The organism is Geodermatophilus aquaeductus, assembly GCF_900182545.1.
GTDB lineage: Bacteria > Actinomycetota > Actinomycetes > Mycobacteriales > Geodermatophilaceae > Geodermatophilus > Geodermatophilus aquaeductus.
Genome location: NZ_FXTJ01000001.1, coordinates 871,479 through 886,628, shown reverse-complemented (window position 1 = coordinate 886,628; position 15,150 = coordinate 871,479). Strand labels below are relative to the sequence as shown.

Sequence of the window (15,150 nt, the reverse complement as noted above, 5' to 3'; positions counted from 1 at the left end):
CCGTCCGTCCCCGGACGGCCGCCCCCGTCCGCAGGGGTGCCCGGGCCGTCCGAGACCACACATACTCCCAGGTGCACCACCCGTCCGGGGAGCCCCGTGCGTCACGGGTCCGCATCGACACGGCGACGCGCCGACGACACCCCGGTGACGCGCCGGGGTCGCTACCCGAACAGCGCGCGGCCCCACCAGTCGCCGTCGTCGCGCACGCCCGGCGGGCAGGCGAAGACGGCCGAGGAGGTGTGCCGGATGTACTCGTTCATCGCGTCCAGGCGCAGGTTGCGCTGCACCTGGACGAAGCCCGTCTCCGGGTTGCGCTGGAAGGCGATGAAGAACAGTCCCGCGTCGAGCCGGCCGAGGCCGTCGGAGCCGTCGACGAAGCTGTAGCCGCGCCGCAGGATCGCCGTCCCCGAGTTGGTCGGGTGGGCCAGGAACACGTGGCTGGTCTCCGGGACGGCGAACTCGCCGTCGACCTGCTTCGTGAAGTCGACCGGGTCGAACTCCGCCTGCTGCCCGAGCGGGGCGCCGCTGCCCTTGGCCCGGCCGATGGTGCGCTGCTGCTCGTCGAGCGAGGAGCTGTCCCACGGCTCGATGAGCATCCGGATCCGCCGCGTGACCAGGTAGGAGCCGCCGCGCAGCCAGTCGGCGTCGTCGTCACCGACCCAGACGAAGCGGTCCAGCGTGCTGCCGTTCTCGGCCTTGAGGTTGTCGGTGCCGTCCTTGAAGCCGAACAGGTTGCGCGGGGTGGCCTGGCCGGTGCTGGTCGACGACGTCCGGCCGAAGCCCAGCTGCGACCAGCGCACGCTCACCACGCCGGCGCCGATGCGCACCAGGTTGCGGATGGCGTGGACGGCGACCTGCGGGTCGTTGGCGCAGGCCTGGATGCACAGGTCGCCGCCGCTGATCGCCGGCTCGATCTGGTCGCCGGGGAACGCGGGCAGGTCGACCAGCGGCGCGGGCCGGCGGGCGGCGAGGCCGAAGCGGTCGGTGCCGTCGGCGGCGGTGAACAGCGTGGGCCCGAAGCCGACGGTGAGCGTCAGCCCGGACGCCGGCAGGCCGATCGCCTCGCCGGTGTCGTCGGGCGGGGCGTACCGCTCCCCGTCGACCGCGCCGACCGGGCCGGCGTCGCGGCCCGCGGTCATCCGCCGGGCGGCCTCGGTCCAGTCCTCGAGCAGCTGGACGAGGTCCTCGCGGCTGTCGGTGGTGACGTCGAGGGCGACGAAGTGCAGCCGGTCCTGGGCGGGCGTGACGATCCCGGCCTGGTGCTCGCCGTGGAAGGGCACCGCGTCGGTCGGGGCCGCCCCGGCCGACGGCGCCTCGTCCGCGGTGGCCCGGCCGATGACGCCGCCGGCCGCGCCCGCGGCGAGCACGCCGGCGGTGCCGGCGCCGAAGGCGCCGAGCAGGCGGCGGCGGGACAGCCCGGCCCGCTGCTGCGGGGCCGGCTGGTCAGCGGTCGGTTCCGTCATGGTCGGTTCCGTCATGGTCGGTTCCGTCATGGCTGGGGGTCCGGGCTCCCTCGGGGTGGGACGGCGTCCTCGTTCCCAACGCCGCGCGGACACCGGCGCGTCCCCGTACCGGTGTCGCGCGGGTCACCGGTCGGCCGTCACCGATCAGCAACGACCGCCGCGACCTGGCTGACCGACTCCGACAGCGCGGTGATGCTGTCCGACAGGCCCTGGAGCTGGTCCTCGGTGAGCTGGTCGTGCAGCGTCCAGCCGCCGTCGGTGCGGTACTGCTCGAGCTCGGCCTCGGTTGCGGCGAACCGCTCGTCGATCTCGGCGACGAGGTCGGGGTCGGCCTCCTCGAGGTAGGGGCGCAGCGCCTGGACGGCGGCCTCGGAGCCCTCGAGGTTGGCGGCGAAGTCCCACAGGTCGGTGTGCGAGTAGCGGTCCTCCTCGCCGGTGATCTTGCCGGTGGCGATCTCGTCGAGGAGGGCCTTGGCGCCGTTGGCGAGCTGCAGCGGCTCCAGCGTCGTCTCGTTGGCGAGGTCGACGATCTCCTGCACGTTCGCCAGGAGCTGGTCGGCGTAGGGGGCCATGCCCTCGGTGGTGTTGCCCACCCACAACGCCTGCTCGATGCGGTGGAAGCCGGTGAAGTCCTCGCCCTCGGCCTGGTCACCCTCGCGGCCGTCGATGAGCGGGTCGAGGTCGCCGAAGATCTCGGCCACGGGCTCGATGCGCTCCCAGTAGGTGCGCGCCACCGGGAACAGCGCCTTGGCGCCCTCGACGTCCCCGGCCTCCACGGCGTCGACGAACGCGGTGGTCTGCTCGAGCAGCGCGCCGGTCTGGCTCTGCACGTAGCGCTGGTAGTCGGCGCTGGCCTGGGCGAGCGTCTCGTCCTCCGACAGCGAGGCGGCCTCGCCGGTGATCGTGAGGTCGCTGCGGATGCCGTCGCCGACCATGCCCGGCTTGCAGGCGGTCTCGTAGGTGCCGGCGGGCAGCTCGACGAGCAGCTCGCGGGTCAGGCCGGGGGCGATGTTCTCGACCTCGCCCATCACCCGGTCGCCCTCGGCGTAGACGTAGAACTCGGTGACCTGGCTGCCGGAGTTGGTCACCTGGAACTCGTGCGTGCCGGCCGGCAGCTCGGCGCTGGCGACGTCGCAGGCGTCGTCGGAGGCCGCGACGGCGACCGTGTCGGCGGCCTCCCCGCCCGAGGCGCCGCCGGACCCGGCGTCGGCGCTGCCGCAGGCGGCGGTGGTCAGCGCGGCCAGGAGGCCCGCGGTGAGGAGGGGGAGGCGGCGGTCACGCACGGACATGCTCGGTGGTCTCCGACTGCGAGGAGGGGGTCCGGGCCGGGGCGGCGCCGGAGGGCTGGGGGGCGTCCGCGACGACGTTCGCCGCGGGGGCCGGGGCGGACGCGGGCGTCCGGGCCGGCCAGAGGAAGGCGACGAGCACGGGCAGCAGGTAGGCGACGTAGGCGACCATCTCGAGCACCGTGGGCGCCGCGGTGATGTTGAAGATCCCGGCGATCGTCGCGCCGTACCAGCTGTTGGGGTCCAGGACGCCGGAGACATCGAAGGCCAGGACGTCGAGGCCGGGCAGGACGCCGGCCTCCTGGAAGTCGTGGATTCCGTACTTGAGGATCCCGGCCGCCACGAAGACGAGCAGGACGCCGCTGACGGTGAAGAACCGCGACAGGTTGATCCGGATGGCGCCCGCGTACAGGCCGGTGCCGATGACGACGGCGGTGAGCACGCCGGCCGAGATCGCGACCAGCGGCGTCGCCGTCGTGGTGGCGCCCTGGGCGGCGGCGTAGAAGAGCAGCGTCGTCTCCAGGCCCTCGCGGACCACGGAGAGGAAGGCGATCCCGGCGACGGCGAGCGTGCCGACGCCGATCGCGGCCTCCAGCTTCCCGGTCAGCTCGCCCTTGAGCCGGCGCGCGGTGCGCCGCATCCAGAAGACCATCCAGGTGACCAGCCCGACGGCGAGCACGGAGGTGATCGCCTCGAACAGCTCGCGCGAGCGGTAGTCGGCCAGCAGCGTGGTCTCGGTGTAGGTCAGCAGGGCGCCGAAGAGCACCGAGATCGCGACGGCGGCGGCCACGCCGGCCCACAGCGGCAGCAGCTGGCGGCGCCGGCCGGACTTGACCAGGTACGCGACGAGGATGCTGACCACCAGGGTGGCCTCCAGGCCCTCGCGGAGCCCGATGAGGTAGCTGGCGAGGAACGCCTGACCCATGGCTGACCCGTCTCTCGGAGCGGAGGAGCCCCCGCCTCCGGGACTGAGGGCAGGCACACCTTACTCGCCGCGGCCGATCCGGCCAGCCCCCGCCGAGGAGGTCCTCGGCAGCCGGGCGGGTGCGTGGCAGGGTGGCCGGCATGTCCGACACGACGACGGCGACGGAGCCCACGGTCACGCGCGAGGACGCCGCCGGCGTCGCGACGGTCACGCTGCAGCGGCCGGGGATCTCCCGCGCGATGCGCCGCGAGCTGCTCGCGGTGGTCCAGGGGATCGCCGGCGACGAGTCGGTGCGCGCGGTGCTGCTGACCGGCACCGGCCGCGCGTTCTGCGTCGGCCAGGACCTCGGCGAGCACGTGGAGTCGCTGCGCGGGGACGCCGCGACGTCTCTGTCGGTGGTCGAGGACGAGTACAACCCGCTGGTCCTGGCGCTGTCGGCGCTGCGGGTGCCGGTCGTCGTCGGGATCAACGGGGCGTGCGCGGGCGCGGGCCTGGGACTGGCGATGGCCGGTGACCTCCGGGTGGCCGCCGCCGGCGCCAAGTTCACGACGGCGTTCACCGGCATCGGCCTGTCCAGCGACTCCGCGCTCGCCGCCCGGCTGGTGCACAACGTCGGCGTCGCCCGCGCCACCGAGCTGCTGCTGCTCCCCGACGCCTTCCCGGCCGAGACCGCGCTGCAGTGGGGCCTGGTGCACCGGGTGGTCGACGCCGCCGAGGTGGCCGGCGAGGCGCGGGCCCTCGCCGAGCGGCTCGCGGCCGGGCCGACGGCGGCCTACCGGGCGGTGAAGACCGTGCTGGCCACCGCGCCCACCGACTCGCTGGAGGCGACGCTCGCGCTCGAGGCCCGGCTGCAGACCGAGCTCGGCCGCACCGCCGACCACGCCGAGGCGGTCGAGGCCTTCCTCGCCAAGCGCCCGCCCCGCTTCACCGGTCGCTGAGCGCTCCGTCACGGTCAGTACCGACACGGTGGGTCCCCGGCCGTCGTCGTCGCGCCGTCCCGGCGTGGTCGCCCGGCGGTGACACCCTCCCCTCCACGCGAGTGGAGGGGGCCACGGTGGACGCAGGCACGGCCGGGACGACGGGGACGGCCGCGGGAGAACGACCGCTGCCGCGCAGGCCCGTCCGGCCCGGGGAGGCGGCGGACCGCCCGGTCCCGGCGCGGCCCCCGCTCACCAGCTCCCTCGCTCCCCCGCTCACGCCCGCGGTGCCGCCGCGGCCCCGCGCCGTCCGCGCCTCCGGCCTGCTGTGCTGGGCCGGGGTCCTCGCCGCCACCGCCGGCCTGCTCACCCTGCTGCTGGACCGCGCGGCCCTCGACGCGCGGCTGACGGCCACCGCGACCGCCGGGGACCCGGCCGCCTCGGCGGCGGAGGTCGCCGACGCCGTCGCCGCGACGATCGCCACGCTGGTCGGCGCGGTCGCCCTGGTGAGCGCGCTCGTGGCGGCCGGCACCGCGCTCGCGCTGCGGCGCCGCGCGTGGGCGCGCTGGGTGCTCCTCGCGCTGCTGCTACCGACCCTGCTGGTCCTGGACCTGGCCCAGAGCACCGCGGCCGGGGACGCCGACCTCGACCGGATCGCGCTGGTCGCCGCCGCCGCGCTCTTCGTCCTCGTCCCGCTCCCCCTGTTCAGCCGCTCCGCGCGGGCCTGGTTCCGCCGCGCCTGACGGGTCCTCCAGCGCGGCGAGCACCCCCTCGCAGGACCGGACGACGACGTCGGCGGCGTCGGCCACCGCGCGGTCGGCGAGCGGGTCGGCGCCCACGTCCCGCCACCGCCGCAGCGCCTGCAGGGCCGCGGTCCGCAACGCCCCGGCCGGCGTCCCCCCGGGCAGCCCCAGCCGCGCGGCCGGCGTCGTCCCCGAGGCGCCGAGCAGCCGCTCCGCCTCGGTCACCAGCGCCGCCGGCAGGGGGCCGCCGGGCGCGCGCGTCCGGGCCAGCAGGGCCAGCTCGGCGACGTCGTCGGTGGCCAGCCGGATTCGCTCGACCTCGGCCCGCACGGCGTCGACGCCGTCGACCGGGTGCTCCTCCAGCAGCTCTTCCACCAGCCGCAGCGCCGCCGCGGCCCGCACCGGCCCGCCGCGGGCGGTGAAGTGCACGGCGAGCAGCCGCTGCAGCTCGGTGAGGCCGCTGCGGCGCAGCAGCTCGCCGGCCAGCGCGTCGGCGTCGCCGATGCCGGCCCGCACGAGCGCGACCGACAGCCGGATGCCGAACAGCCCCAGCCGCTCGAGCAAGCCGGCCCGGACCTCCGCCGACAGCGGGACGGCGGTCTCGGGGCGGCCGAAGCGGTCGGCGGTGAGCAGCATCGCGGTCACCGCGGCGGGATCGGCACCGGCGAGCGCGCGCAGGGCGACCAGGTCGCCGTGCCGCAGCGTCCGGCCGGCCAGGGCCAGCTGACCGGCCACCGGCACGACGGCGGAGCTGACCTCCCGCAGCTGCGGGTCCGCCGACATCCGGCGGGCCACCGCCGCGGCGGCCTGCAGCGCGTCGATCCGCCCGGCGCCGACCTCGTCGGCCCGCGACAGCACGGTGATCGTCGTCGTCAGGGTCCCGGTGGCGCCGGTGGCGGCCTGGAAGTCGCGCAGGACGGCGAGGTCGTCGGGCTGCGGCTGGCGGGTGAGGTGGACGACCGCGTCGGCGCCGGCGAGCCCGGCCTCGGTGCCGAGGAAGGCGTGCGTGCGGTCACTGGTGCCCGCCGACAGCGACCCGGTGCCCGGGGTGTCGACGAGGGTGGCGCCGAGCAGGTCCGGCGAGGGCCAGTCCACGACCATCGAGGCGACCTCCTCCGGCGGCGTGCCGGCCAGGTCCAGCCGGAGGCCACCGCCGGCCCGGCGCACCGGCAGGTCGCGGGCCGCGCCGTCGGTGCCGCGCAGGACGACGCGGGGCACCGCGCCGTGCCGGTACTCGGTCACCACCCGGGTGCACTCGCCGGCGTCGGTCGGCGCGACGCGGGCGCCCACGAGCGCGTTGAGCAGCGTGGACTTGCCCGCCTTCACCCGGCCGACCAGCGCCACGCGCAGCGGCTCGTCCAGCCGCCGGCGGGCCGCGGCCAGCCGCGCGGCTGCCTCCGGCACGTCCGCCCAGCGGCGGAGGGCGTCGTCCAGGAGGGCCCGGACGTCGTCGGGGACGGGACGGGTCACGGGGTGGGCACCGGGGTGCGGTCCAGGCGGGCGACGTCGGCGACCAGCCGGTCCAGGCGGTCGAGGCGGGCCCGGAGCACGCGGATGCGGGCCTCGTGGTCGGCGGTGGCCTCCTTGGCCGCGCGCTGCGCCGCCTTGACCGCGTCGGCGAGGGTGCGGGCGGTCTCGTCGGTGGTGTCGGTGACCAGGTCGCGCAGCGTGCGCTGCACCGTGCGCAGCCGGTCCTTGAGGTGCTTGCCGACCTGGAACACCACCTCGTCGAGGTGCCGGCGCACCGCCGTGCGGGCCTCCGACTCGCGCCGCTGCCGCCGCTGCTTGGCGTCGTCGTTGTAGGCCTTGCGGCCCAGCACGACGCCGGCGGCCAGCGAGAACGGGTTGATGATCGCCAGCCCGGCCAGGCTCGTGACCAGGCCGGTCATCAGCACGCCGGTGTAGGAGCCGCGCAGGCCGATCAGCGTCCGCTCGCGCAGCGTCAGGCTGCCGTCGTCCATGCCGGGCAGGTCGACGAGGGTGTCGAGCGCGTCCCCGGCGGCGCCGACCTCCAGCGCGGGGACCGAGCCGCCGCCGTCGCGGGTGACCTGCTCGACCACCTGCTCGGCCAGCCACCGGGACCGCTGCTCGGCCCAGACGTAGCTGTCGGCCACCGCGGCGGCGATCCGCTGGTCGAGCCACGCGGTGATCTCCGGCCAGGCCGGGCCCGGGTCGCGGGCGGCGATGACCTCCTCGGCCTCGCGGACCACGACCCGCGAGCGGTCCCGCAGGTCGTGGTCGATGTCGGCCATGAGGTCGGTGACGCCGTCGCCCAGGACCTGCTGCCAGCGCGAGGAGCGGCGGCGCTGCTCGTCGACGGCGGTGCGGGCCTCGTCCAGCTCGGCCAGCAGCGCCTCGCGCGAGGCCGGGTCCTCCAGGCTGCGCAGCTCCGAGCGCAGCGCCAGCGACAGGTGGCCGGTCACCGCGGTGAGGTCGTGCACGAGGGAGCGGCGGGCCAGCGTCGCGGCCCGCCCGGCCACCTCGTCCTGCAGGTGGGTGACCAGCGGGGCGAGGCCGGACTCCTCGTGCAGCTCGCGGTCGCGGGCCTGCACGGCCAGCAGCGCCAGCGTCGAGGAGACGGCGAACAGCGGCGCGTCCAGCCCGCGGGCGGCGAGGTGGCCGCGGTCGAGGTCGGCGATGCGCCGCCAGTCGGGGCAGGCGTCGGTCTTGGTCAGGACGCAGACGACCGTCGGGCACAGCGCGGTGGCCTGCTCGAGGAGGGTCATCTCCGGCGCGGTGAACTCCTGGCTGGCGTCGGAGACGAACACGACCGCATCGGCGGTGGGCAGCAGGTCGAGCGTGGTCAGTGCGTGCGCGACGCCGAGGCCGCCGACGCCGGCGGTGTCGACCAGCTCCAGCCCGCCCGCGAGCAGCCGCCGCGGCAGCTCCACCTCCGCCTGGACGATCCGCTCGGCGCCGGGCCCGGTGACGCGGGCGGCGACCGTCTCGACCGGCACCGGCACCCGCTCGGTGGCGACGTCGGCCCCCGGCTCCCCGGACGGCGGGCCGACCGCCCGCACGAGCGTGGCCCGCGGGGCGTCCCCGTTGCGCACGACCGTGGGCACGAGCGTGGCGACGTCGTCGGCGACCGGGCAGACCGGCACCCCGGTCAGGGCGTTGACCAGGGAGCTCTTGCCCTGCTTGGGCTCGCCGAGGACGAGCACCCGCACACCGGGGGCCGCGTGCCGGCCGCGGGCCTGGGTGAGCCGGCGGTGCAGGTCCGGGCGCCCGCACTCGTCGGCGAGTGCCAGCGCCCGGTCGGCGAGCTGCTCTGGTGTGACCACGGCCACCTCCTCCGGAGCCCCGGTGATACCACCCGGGGGCCCGCTGCGGACAGGGAGCGGACAGGGAGCAGCCCGGCCCCGGCGTGCTGGACGCCGGGGCCGGGCGCGGGTGGGGAGGATCAGACGGCGGGCTCGGGCTCGACGACGACGACCGCCGTGTCGTCGACGAGGTCGTCGTCGGACAGGTCGTTGCCGTTGAGCGAGTCGTCGATCCCGTCGTCGTCGGACAGGTCGTTGCCGTTGCCCGAGTCGTCCACGTCGACCAGGTCGTCGTCGGACAGGTCGTTGCCGTTGAGCGAGTCGTCGATCCCGTCGTCGTCGGACAGGTCGTTGCCGTTGAACGACCCGTTGCCGTCGTTGTCCTGGGACAGGTCGTTCCCGTTGAGGGAGTCGTCGATCCCGTCGTTGTCCTGGGACAGGTCGTTGCCGTTCAGGGAGTCGTTGACGGAGTTGTCGACCGAGTTGTCGGTGTTGTCGACGGAGTTGTCGGTCGTCGAGTTGTCCTGCGACAGGTCGTTGCCGTTGAACGAGTCGTCGATGCCGTCGTCGTCGGAGTTGTCCGAGTTGTCGTTGCCCGAGTTGTTCAGCGACCCGTTGAACGACCCGTTGCCGTCGTCGTCGGACAGGTCGTTGCCGTTGAAGGACCCGTTGACCGAGTTGTCGGAGTTGTCCTGGCCGGAGTTGTCGGACAGGTCGTTGCCGTTGAAGGACCCGTTCACCGAGTTGTCGACGTCCACCGAGTTGTCGACCGAGTTGTCCGAGTCGTCCACGGAGTTGTCGGTCGTGTTGCCGTGGCCGACGGAGTTGCCGTCGCCGGAGACGTCGTAGCTGTTGCCCGAGTCGGTGACGGTGACGGTGACGTCGTCGTCGCTGTTGTCGACGTCGCCCTCGACGTCGCCGCCCACGGCCACACCGTCGTCGGACACGACGTTGTCGTCGCCGAAGATCGCCTGCGCGTCGCCGCTGACCCAGATGCTGTGCGACGCGTCGATCTCCACGTCGACGTCGGTGTAGGTCACCGAGATGTTCTGCAGGTGGGTGATGACCACCGTCTCGCTGCCGCCGGCCGGGGCGGGCGCGTGGCCGCCGCCGCCGCCACCAGGGGCGCCGTGGCCGCCGCCGTGACCACCGCCGTGACCGCCGTGGTCGTCGTCGTCCCAGTGGGCCGGTGCGTGGTCGTGGGCGGGCGGGGCGGTGGGGGCCTCGTCGTCGTCGCAGTGCGCGGGCGCGGGAGCGGGGCTGGGCGCCTCGTCGTCGTCGCAGTCGCCGCGCCCGCCGTGACCGCCGCCGTGACCGCCGCCGTGGCCGTCCTCGTCACGGCCGCCGCCGTGCCCGCCACCGCCGTGCCCGCCACCGCTGTGCCCGCCATCGCTGTGCCCGCCACCGCCGTGCCCGCCACCGCCGTGACCGCCACCGCCGTGACCGCCACCGTGCCCGCCGCCCCAGCTCACCGGCGCGTACCCGGCCACCATCGGCATGAGGTCGTCGACCTCGGCCGGCGTGGCGTCCACGCCCGCGGCGGCCAGCGCGCCGGCCGGGTCGGCGGCGTACGCCTCGGCGGCCTCGGAGTCGCGGAACAGGTCGAGGATGAAGTCGAGCAGCGAACTCGCGAGGTTCGTCATGGCTGGTCCTCCGTGTCGGGTAGCCGTCCGTCGTCGGCCGGCTGGCGAGGGCAGTCCAGCCGCCCCCTCCCCGGCCGGGCATCGGGTGACGGCCCCCTCCCTCGGTACCGCGTTGGGGGGTGCGCGCTGACTCCCCGTTAGGGGGCCCCGGGGTGTCGCCCCCCACTTGCCGCCGTGGAGGAAGTGACACGGGGGAGGGGCGGGACAGCTGTGACGTGTCCGACATACGGTCCGGTCACGTACCGGCTCGAGGAGTGGGCCGGCGACGGTGCGACGGGGGGGACCTGTGCGCGACGGCGAGTACGGGCTGGGCATCGACATCGGCGACGGGACGGTCGCCGCCGCGGTCTGCGACGGGGGCTCCGGGGATGCCCGGCCGCTCCCCCTGGGGGACGCCGGGCCGGGTCCCGCCGCGCTCGCGGTCACCGACGACGGCGTCCGGATGGGCGCGCCCGCCGACGGGGGGCCGGTGCGTGTCCTGGCCCGGGTGGGCGCCGCGACGCCGCTGTACCTGGGGAGCCGCCCCGTCCCCGCCGCCGCCGTGCTGGCCGACGTGGTGCGGCAGGTGCGCACACTCGCCGAGGCGCGGGAGGGCCGGCCGGACGCCTGGACGGTCGTCACCGTGCCGCCGTCCTGGTCCGGCCACCGCCGGGGCGCCCTGGCCGCCGCGCTGCAGGAGGCCGGCACGCCGCGGTTCACCCTCGTCTCCGCAGCGGTCGCCGCCGTCGCCGCGCACACCGCCGCCGGGGAGCTGCCGGACCGGCCGACCGTCGCCGTCTACGACCTCGGCGCGGCCACCCTCGACGTCGCCGTCGTGGGCCCCGACCCCGCCGACGCCGACGCCGCCCTCCCGGTGCACCTGGCGCCCCCGCCCGCTCCCCTCCCCTGGGGCGGCCGCGACGTCGACGACCTGCTCGTCGGCCACGTCCGCGGGTGCCTCACCGGCGCCCTGGACGCACCGGCCGCCACCGCGCTGCGCCGCTCCTGCGTCGGGGCCAAGGAGGCCCTCGCGGTCGAGACCGCCGCCCGGGTGACGGCCGGGACCGAGACCGTGCGGATCACCCGGGAGGAGCTCGACGAGCTGGTCGCCGGGCCCGTCGAGGAGTCGGCCGGGCGGCTCACCGCCGCGGTGGAGGCCGCCGGCCTGGACGCCGGAGACCTGGACGCGGTGGTGCTGACCGGCGGTGGGTCGCGCATCCCGCTGGTCGCCGAGGTGCTCTCCGGGGAGCTCGGCCGGCCGCTGGTCCTCGGCGCCGACCCGGCGCTCACCGCCGCCCTGGGCGCGGCCGGCCTCGCCGCCGAGGCGCTCACCGCGGACACGCCCGCCACGGAGGCGACCACGGCCGCCGTCGCGGCACCCGCCCCCGTGCTGCTCGCCGTCGACGACGCGGCGCCCCGCGCCGACCGGCACCGCGCGCCCACCGCCCCGCCGCGGGGACCCGCCGGTGCCCGACGCCCCGCCGGGAGCCCCGACGGACCCGCCCGGCCGCGCCACGGCCGGCGCACCCTGGTGGTGGGCGTGCTGATGGCGCTGCTGCTCGTGCTGCCGCCGGCCCTCGCCGGCGTGCTCGGCGCCGGGGACACCTCGGCGCCCGACCCGAGCGGCCCCGTCGCCCAGGCGGACGCCGCGGAGGGCGCCGGTCCCGCCCCGACCGGTGCGTCCCCCGCGCCCGCCGGCGGAGCCGTCGTGGACGGCGGCGGGACGGTGGCCCCCCGGCCGCGCTCGGCCGCCGGCGGGACGGCGGGCGACGGCCCGGCCGCGGCACCGGGCACCCCCGGCGCGGTCCCGACCGCGGCGACGGGCTCGGTGCCCGGCTCCGCGACCGCCACCGGCACCGCCGCCGGCAGCGCCACCACCCCGACCGGTGCGGCGACCTCCACGGCCGCCGGGGGCACGACCGCCGCCGCGGCTCCCTCGCCCGCGGACACCGCCGCGGCGCAGGGGACGCAGCCGCCGGCGACGGGTACGACCGCGCCGGGCACGACCGCGCCCGTGACCGCTGCCGGCACCCCGCCGCAGACCTCGGCACCCGGCACCACGACGCCGACCACGGCGCCGCCCACGACGCCGCCGCCCGTGGCGACCCCCGACCCGCCGACGGAGACGGCGCCGCCTCCCCAGACGACGCCACCCACCCAGACGACGACGCCACCGCCGGACCCCGAGCCGGTCCCCGATCCCCCGCCGGCCGAGGACAGCACCCCCGCCGAGGAGACCACCACGGCCGACACCGACACCGGCAGCACCGACACCGGGACGACCGACACCCCGGAGACCCCGTGAGCACCGGCGTGCACTCCACCGCCGCGACCGCCCGCGTCCCCGGCCCGCGCCCGTCGTTCGCAGCCGCCCTCGGGCCGACCGAGGCCGTGCTCCGGGCCTCCGGGGCCCGCGCCGTCGTCGTCACCGGCCCGGCCGGGACCGGCAAGACCCACCTCCTCGACGACCTCGCCGCGGTCCACCGGCGCGCCGGCCTGACGGTCCTCGACGGGCGCACCGCCGACCCGGACGGGCTCCCCGGCGGCTTCGTCCTCGTCGTGGACGACGCCCACCGGATGTCCGCGGAGGTCGCCGACCGCGTGCGGCGCGCCCTCGCCCACCCGGCCGGCCGCGTCGTCGTCGCCGCGCGGCCCTGGCCCCGCCCCGCCGAGCTGACCGCGCTCCTGGCCGACGTCGCCGAGGCGGTCCCCGGACACCGGCACTCCGTGGTCCTCGGGCACGCCGACCGCGCCGGGGTCGACGGGTGGACGCGCGCCTGCCTGGGCCCGGCCGCGACGCCCGCGCTCAGCGACGCCGTCCTCGCCCGGACCGGCGGGCTGCCCGCGCTGGTGCACTGCCTGCTGCGCTCGCTCGCGCGGCGCGGGGGCCGGCCGGGGGCCGTAGATCCCAGCCGCACCCCCGAGGAGGTCTCGGCGCTGCTGCACGCCGACCTCGACGCGCTCGACGAGCGGACCCGGGACCTGCTGCACGCCGTCGCGGCCGGGGCGCCGCTGGACGACGACGTCCTCGGCGGGCTGCTGGACGTGCCGGTGGCGCGGGTGGCCGACCTCATCGCCGCGGGCCGGGCCACCGGGTGGCTCCTCCCCGACGGCCGGGTGGTGCCGCTGGCGCAGGAGGTGCTGCTGGCCGCCACCCCCGCCGACGTCACGCGGCGCACCCGCCGGGCGCTGCTCGGCCTGCTGGTCGAGCGCGGCGAGGAGCCGGTCGGGCTGGCCCTGGGCCTGGCCGCCGAGCGGGTGCGCGACCCGCGCGCGGCGGCCCTGCTGGAGCGGCACGCCGACGCCGCGCTCACCGCCGACCCCGCCCTGGCCGGGCAGCTGCTGGGGGCGGCCGCGGACAGCGGGGCCCCGGTCGCCGGGCTGGCCGCCCGCCGCGCGCAGGCCGCCGCCCTGACCGGGGACCTCGACGGCGCGGTGCGGTGGGCCGACGCCGCCCTCGCCGACCCCGCGGCCGCCGACCGCCCGCGCGCCGCCGGGGTGGTCGCGGCGGTGCTGGCGCGCCGCGGGCTGCTGGGCCGGGCCGCCGAGCTCTACCGGCTGGCCGGCGCCGAGCACGCCGGGTCGGCCGCCCTGGCGCTGCTGGCCACCGGCGACCGCGAGGCGGCGGCCCGCGTGGTCGCCGAGGCACGCGGTGGAGCGGCCGCGGTGCCGACGATGGTCTCGGTCAGCGAGCAGCTGATGGCCGAGGGCATCACCGACTCGCTGCGCTCGGGCACGGACGCCGGCGACACCGTGGCGGCGGCGCTGTCCACGCTGACCCGCGCCGCGGCGCTGCTGGAGCCGGTGGGCCGGACCGCGCTGCTGGTGGACACCCCCTCGGCGCTGGCCGCCCTGGTGGCCCTGCACTGCGGCGAGCTGACGGTGGCCGAGTCGGTGCTGCAGCGGGCGGTGGACACCGACCTCGGCGGCCGGCCGGCCCGCCCGCGGCACCGGCTGCTGCTGGCGTGGATCGCCATGCTGGCCGGCCGGATGGCGCGGGCCCGCGAGCTCATGGCCGAGGCCCAGGACGACGGCCTCCTCGAGCCGCGCGACGAGGTCTTCCTGCAGGCCCTCGAGGTGGGCATCGCGCGCCGCAGCAGCGACGTCCCGGGGCTGGTGCGGGCGTGGGTGCGGGCGCGCGAGGCCGTCGTCCGGCACCCGGTGGACCTGTTCACGCTGCTGCCGCTCGGGGAGCTGGTGGTGGCCGCGGCCCGGCTGCGCGACGGTGACCGGCTGCGCTCCCACCTCGCGGAGGCACAGGCGCTGCTGCGGCGGCTGGGCGACCCGGAGCTGTGGTCGACGCCGCTGCACTGGAGCGGCGCCCAGGCGGCGATCATCACCGACGACCCGGCCGCCCTGCGGCCGCACGCCGCCGCGCTGGTGGCCGCGGCCCGGACCAGCCCGCACGCCGCCACGCTGGCCGAGGCCGGGCGGACGTGGCTGCACGTGCTGACCGACGAGATCGACCCGACCGCGGTGGTCGCCACGGCCGAGGCGCTCGGGACGGCGGGGCTCGGCTGGGACGGCTCCCGGCTGGCGGGCCAGGCCGCCGCGCGGGTCACCGACCCGCGGGCGCGGGCGACGCTGCTGGCCTGCGCGCGGTCACTGGTCGACCCCGCGGACGGCCAGTCCAGGAACGAGGCGAGGAACGAGGCGGCGGACGAGGCGCCGGGCGAGACCGGGGAGGACGCCGCGCCCGCGGCGCCGGTGCTGACCGGCACGCTCAGCGACCGGGAGCGGCAGGTGGCCCGGCTGGTGGTGGAGGGACGGACCTACCGGGAGATCGGCGGCCGGCTCTACATCTCGGCGAAGACGGTGGAGCACCACGTCTCGCGGATGCGCCAGCGCCTGGGCGCCGGCACCCGCTCGGACCTGCTGGCTCGGCTGCGCGCGGAGCTCGCCGAGGGGGCCTAGGGGCCGGCCCGGGGCCG

Annotated in this window: 9 protein-coding genes; 3 read left to right on the top strand and 6 right to left on the bottom strand. The window is 77.3% G+C overall.

Annotation, left to right across the window (positions count from 1 at the left end):
- Positions 1-161 precede the first annotated feature (161 nt).
- From efeB to efeU, 3 genes are all read right to left on the bottom strand, one after another.
- The gene (gene efeB, locus FN207_RS04335) at positions 162-1,463 is read right to left on the bottom strand and encodes an iron uptake transporter deferrochelatase/peroxidase subunit (RefSeq protein ID WP_221888017.1); all 1,302 of its coding nucleotides are present in this window, start codon (positions 1,461-1,463) and stop codon (positions 162-164) included.
- A 137-nt stretch (positions 1,464-1,600) separates the two neighbouring features.
- Entirely contained in the window at positions 1,601-2,752 is a 1,152-nt protein-coding gene (gene efeO, locus FN207_RS04330; RefSeq protein ID WP_142457049.1) for an iron uptake system protein EfeO, read from the bottom strand.
- The gene (gene efeU / locus FN207_RS04325) at positions 2,739-3,674 is read right to left on the bottom strand and encodes an iron uptake transporter permease EfeU (RefSeq protein WP_142457048.1); all 936 of its coding nucleotides are present in this window, start codon (positions 3,672-3,674) and stop codon (positions 2,739-2,741) included. The genes efeO and efeU overlap by 14 nt, the downstream gene beginning before the upstream one ends.
- A gap of 140 nt (positions 3,675-3,814) precedes the next feature.
- On the opposite strand from efeU, the gene FN207_RS04320 reads away from it, so the two are divergent.
- Complete coding sequence (locus tag FN207_RS04320) at positions 3,815-4,612, top strand: enoyl-CoA hydratase-related protein (protein ID WP_142457047.1); 798 nt, start codon at positions 3,815-3,817, stop codon at positions 4,610-4,612.
- A 566-nt stretch (positions 4,613-5,178) separates the two neighbouring features.
- Here the strand turns inward: FN207_RS04320 and FN207_RS04315 are convergent.
- The 3 genes from FN207_RS04315 to FN207_RS26145 all read right to left on the bottom strand — a co-directional run bounded on the left by FN207_RS04315 (position 5,179) and on the right by FN207_RS26145 (position 10,240).
- A complete protein-coding gene (locus FN207_RS04315; protein WP_142457046.1) occupies positions 5,179-6,804 on the bottom strand; it encodes a dynamin family protein in 1,626 nt (541 codons plus the stop codon).
- A complete protein-coding gene (locus FN207_RS04310; RefSeq protein WP_142457045.1) occupies positions 6,801-8,618 on the bottom strand; it encodes a dynamin family protein in 1,818 nt (605 codons plus the stop codon). The genes FN207_RS04315 and FN207_RS04310 overlap by 4 nt, the downstream gene beginning before the upstream one ends.
- Before the next feature lie 119 nt (positions 8,619-8,737).
- Positions 8,738-10,240 carry an IniB N-terminal domain-containing protein gene (locus FN207_RS26145; RefSeq protein WP_185938147.1) on the bottom strand — a complete coding sequence of 501 codons (1,503 nt, stop codon included), beginning with the start codon at positions 10,238-10,240 and terminating at the stop codon, positions 8,738-8,740.
- A gap of 286 nt (positions 10,241-10,526) precedes the next feature.
- Between FN207_RS26145 and FN207_RS04295 the strand changes: the two genes are divergently transcribed.
- Positions 10,527-12,524, top strand: coding sequence for an Hsp70 family protein (locus FN207_RS04295; RefSeq protein ID WP_142457043.1), 1,998 nt, complete (start codon positions 10,527-10,529; stop codon positions 12,522-12,524).
- Positions 12,521-15,133: a LuxR C-terminal-related transcriptional regulator gene (locus FN207_RS04290; RefSeq protein ID WP_246065749.1), complete on the top strand. Its 2,613-nt coding sequence runs from the start codon at positions 12,521-12,523 to the stop codon at positions 15,131-15,133. Before FN207_RS04295 ends, FN207_RS04290 begins: the two co-directional genes overlap by 4 nt.
- Positions 15,134-15,150 lie beyond the last annotated feature (17 nt).

Coding starts and splice junctions, on each gene's coding strand:
- efeB (WP_221888017.1), bottom strand. CDS start 1,463: ATGACGGAACCGACCGCTGACCAGCCGGCCCCGCAGCAGCGGGCCGGG.
- efeO (WP_142457049.1), bottom strand. CDS start 2,752: ATGTCCGTGCGTGACCGCCGCCTCCCCCTCCTCACCGCGGGCCTCCTG.
- efeU (WP_142457048.1), bottom strand. CDS start 3,674: ATGGGTCAGGCGTTCCTCGCCAGCTACCTCATCGGGCTCCGCGAGGGC.
- FN207_RS04320 (WP_142457047.1), top strand. CDS start 3,815: ATGTCCGACACGACGACGGCGACGGAGCCCACGGTCACGCGCGAGGAC.
- FN207_RS26145 (WP_185938147.1), bottom strand. CDS start 10,240: ATGACGAACCTCGCGAGTTCGCTGCTCGACTTCATCCTCGACCTGTTC.